This is a genomic window from Viridibacillus sp. NPDC096237 (genome assembly GCF_050278625.1).
Classification (GTDB): Bacteria; Bacillota; Bacilli; order Bacillales_A; family Planococcaceae; genus Viridibacillus.
The window spans coordinates 1-3,915 of the sequence record NZ_JBNNTI010000097.1; the positions used below are offsets into that span (position 1 = coordinate 1).

Annotated in this window: 4 protein-coding genes and 1 pseudogene; 3 read left to right on the top strand and 2 right to left on the bottom strand. The window is 36.8% G+C overall.

Annotated elements, in window-relative coordinates; all coding sequences use genetic code 11:
• Positions 1 to 194: 194 nt before the first annotated feature.
• Positions 195 to 389 (top strand): hypothetical protein, encoded by a 195-nt coding sequence (locus ACQKMD_RS21805; protein WP_427754657.1) that lies wholly within the window; start codon positions 195 to 197, stop codon positions 387 to 389.
• Positions 390 to 792: 403 nt separating this feature from the next.
• Here ACQKMD_RS21805 and prli42 read toward each other — a convergent pair whose 3' ends face one another.
• The gene (gene prli42, locus ACQKMD_RS21810) at positions 793 to 885 is read right to left on the bottom strand and encodes a stressosome-associated protein Prli42 (protein ID WP_155981185.1); all 93 of its coding nucleotides are present in this window, start codon (positions 883 to 885) and stop codon (positions 793 to 795) included.
• Between the two features lie 122 nt (positions 886 to 1,007).
• Between prli42 and mce the strand changes: the two genes are divergently transcribed.
• Both mce and ACQKMD_RS21820 read left to right on the top strand, forming a co-directional pair.
• Positions 1,008 to 1,418, top strand: coding sequence for a methylmalonyl-CoA epimerase (gene mce, locus ACQKMD_RS21815; protein ID WP_038184839.1), 411 nt, complete (start codon positions 1,008 to 1,010; stop codon positions 1,416 to 1,418).
• Positions 1,419 to 1,424: 6 nt separating this feature from the next.
• Positions 1,425 to 2,972 (top strand): acyl-CoA carboxylase subunit beta, encoded by a 1,548-nt coding sequence (locus tag ACQKMD_RS21820; protein WP_427754659.1) that lies wholly within the window; start codon positions 1,425 to 1,427, stop codon positions 2,970 to 2,972.
• Between the two features lie 246 nt (positions 2,973 to 3,218).
• On the opposite strand, the pseudogene ACQKMD_RS21825 reads toward ACQKMD_RS21820, so the two are convergent.
• Positions 3,219 to 3,721: pseudogene (locus ACQKMD_RS21825) on the bottom strand (N-acetyltransferase family protein).
• Between the last annotated feature and the right edge of the window lie 194 nt (positions 3,722 to 3,915).

Genomic DNA, 3,915 nt, shown 5'->3' on the forward strand with positions numbered 1-3,915 from the left:
TTAACAACTTTCAATTTAAATTCATCACTATATTTTGCCATACAAAAACACCCCAAAAGTTAGATTTTTAACTCTAACTTTTGGGGTGCAGCACCATCTTGATGGGGCTTTTTATTTTGTATTAAAATGTCGAACAATTAATAGAGGTAATAATTAACTTTTGAGGAATTTAAATGGTAAAAGGAGGGGTGGAGATGAAGAAGTATTATGTGGAAGTGACGTTTAAAAATGGCGAGAAAATGAATTTCGAAACGGATACAGATATTCGAGAGGTTAAGCCTTTACCTATCCCAGACGCGGAGTTTATCCATGTACCTGAAGGTTATGGTTATAATCGAGTTCTTGTACAAAGTTTAGTCGTGTGCGAACGTTCAACTATGGTTCCCTAAAAGTGAGGTGATTAAATGTTTGCTCGAGTAGATAAAAAGTATAAGGCATTAGTGATATACCTATATGGTCGTGAATTAGGATTGAAACAGATATCGATATAATTAATGCGCACGAACAAGGAAAAGAGTATGTGGAGTTAGAAGACGGAAGACATATAGATATTTAACAAATATAGAACGAATTATTACAGCAGAGAAATATTAAAAATAATGCTCATGATGAATTGTGATGATATAACCGTACTATTCATCGAGGAGATGGATCACTACCTTGCAATCAAACAATCTTTTAAAGGATTGTATATAAAAAACAGCGTACACAGGCTTAATGCCTTATATGACGCTGTTTTTTTAGTTTGTATGGTGTTGTTTACAATAACTCAATTCAGACGTGCTAAGTAAATTATAGCATTGCTAAGCCGAAAGCTAATGTAGAAATAACCATAATAGCAATCATTGCATAAACAACAATTTTTTGAAATTTCTTATTACTCATTTCTCGTTCGCTCCTTCTTTTCCTACAAATATTCTATCAAATTTGAAAAATTACACAAGTGCTAGAGTTTTTTTTATAAATTATGTACAATTGTGTTATACAACAAAGAAGGAGTGGGAGAAGTGGAGAACGTAGACCATATCGGTATTGCAGTACGTAATCTTGACGAACAAATTACATATTACACAGATGTGTTAGGCTTACCTTTGTTAAAAATAGAAGAAGTAGTGACTGAACAAGTTCGTGTAGCATTTATAGATGCGGGGAATACACATATTGAATTGCTTGAACCGATGAGTGAAGAAAGCGCTATCTTTAAGTTTATTGAGAAAAGAGGCGAAGGTATTCATCACGTTGCTCTAGGGGTTAAAGGTATTGAAGGGAAGATGGCGGACCTTCGCGAACAAGGCGTTCGCTTACTATCAGATGAACCACGTCCAGGCGCTGGTGGCTCAAAAATGGCCTTTATTCATCCAAAGTCATCTAATGGTGTGCTTTACGAATTATACGATAAAAGTGAGTCGGGGGAGTAATCATCTATGGATATGTTCGATAAAATCAATGAGTTATATGATAGAAAACGTGAAATTGAATTAGGTGGCGGTGATGACCGCATCGTAAAACAACATGAAAAAGGTAAATTAACTGCACGTGAACGTATTAACTTACTGTTAGACGAAGGTACTTTTGTTGAGATTAATCCTTTCGTAAAACATCGAACTACAGACTTTGGTATGGATACAAAAGAAGGACCTGGAGACGGCGTTGTTACAGGCTACGGCAAAGTAAACGGTCGTCCAATCTACCTGTTCTCACAAGACTTTACAGTTTTCGGCGGTGCACTTGGGGAAATGCATGCAATGAAAATTGCGAATGTTATGGATTTAGCGGCTAAAAACGGTACGCCTTTCATTGGTTTAAATGATTCTGGCGGTGCTCGTATCCAAGAAGGAGTTGTATCTCTTGATGGATATGGGCATATCTTCTACCGTAACTCTATCTATTCTGGTGTGATTCCACAAATCTCAGTTATTTTGGGACCTTGTGCAGGAGGAGCAGTATATTCACCGGCAATTACTGACTTCGTATTCATGGTAGATAAGACAAGCCAAATGTTCATCACAGGACCAAAAGTAATCGAAACAGTAACAGGCGAGAAAATTTCTTCTGAAGATTTAGGTGGCTCAAAAGTCCATAACTCAATTAGTGGTGCAGCACATTTCCGCGGACCATCTGAAGAAGAGGTATTACAACAAGTACGTGATTTACTTGCTTACCTACCTCAAAATAACGAACAAAAACCACCAAGTGTTGAACCAGAAGAGAATAACGATTATTTAGAAAATATTATTGAATTAGTTCCAGTAGAAGCGACTCGTCCATACGATATTCGCAAAGTTATTGAAGAAATCGTTGATCTAAGTTCGTTTATGGAAGTACATAAAGAATTTGCGAAAAATGTCGTAGTAGGACTTGCACGCATTAAAGGCGACGTTGTAGGTTTAGTCTGTAACCAACCTAAAGTAATGGCTGGCGGGCTTGATATTGATTCATCTGATAAAGCATCTCGCTTCATCCGTTTCTGTGACTCATTCAATATTCCAATCATCACATTTGAAGATGTTACTGGCTTCTTCCCAGGGATTAAACAAGAGCATGGCGGTATCATCCGTCATGGAGCGAAAATCCTTTATGCTTACTCAGAAGCAACTGTACCTAAAATTACAGTCATCCTTCGTAAAGCATACGGTGGTGCATACGTAGCGCTTAATTCTAAAGCTATCGGTGCTGATATGGTATACGCTTGGCCAAACGCTGAAATTGCTGTTATGGGACCAAATGGCGCTGCGAACATCATCTTCGCTCGAGAAATTGATAACAGTGAAGATCCAGAGGCAACACGTGCTGCGAAAATTGAAGAATACCGCGAAAAATTCGCAAACCCATACGTAGCAGCATCTCATGGCTTAGTAGACGATGTTATCGACCCACGCGAAACTCGTATCAAGCTAATCCAAGCACTTGATATGATGAAAACGAAAAAAGAAACAAGACCAGCTAAGAAACATGGGAATATCCCACTTTAAATGCTGAGGACGCCCGTAAAGAGGAAGATAGCCTAAGAAACGCCACATCCTGTGGCAACGGTTGCATGACCCACATCGTGTGGCCCTCCCACAAGCATTGTTAGGCACGCTTATCAACTCTAGACAAACAGAAAAGACCAACAAATATGAAAAGCACCTCCAATTGTTATGAAAAACTAACAACAGGAGGTGCTTTTTTTGACTAGAAATGCTCTGAAAGTACCGAACTGAGGAAGTGCAATATTTTTAGAGGATCAGCACCATATGTTCCGAATCATAATATTTGTCATTGATTTTTAGTGCACGCTCTTCTAATCCATAACTTTTGAATCCAAATGTAGTGTAAAGATTCATTGCATTTTCATTAGCAGTTACTACTTCTAAATTAAGCTTTTCTATTGTTTCACTGGATTTTGCATAATTGATAGCTTCTGATAAGAGCGCTTTTCCTACACCTAAACCACGCATTTTAGGTCTTACATACATAGCAGAAATATTTGCTCTATGTTGGACTTTTAATGATGTTTCTTGCAGCATAGTCACAACACCAATTAGTTCCTCTCCATTGAAAGCTCCAAATGTAAAATTTCCTTCGTTCGATAAATTTTTAGTAACAGTCTCTACAGGATTTTCTCTTTTAATCGCTTCTTCATAACTCGATACAATGTCTCTGGATTATGTTCTAATGCTTCTAATCTCAATTCCCAATAATTTTTTGCATCTAATGGTTTTAACAATCTAATGTTCATAAGAAACTCCTTTCAAACTGATAAAAATGATGATTAGCTGTAAGTTTTAATGTAATTAATATCAAAACTTATATTAATAGAAAGTTAATAAATTTATTCTTGAATCAATTTCATAAATCGTATTTTTTTAGAGCACAGACTACTCCCATAGTGCAAAATCTATTTTTAAAAATTAAGCTACGTTTGGTTGTTCA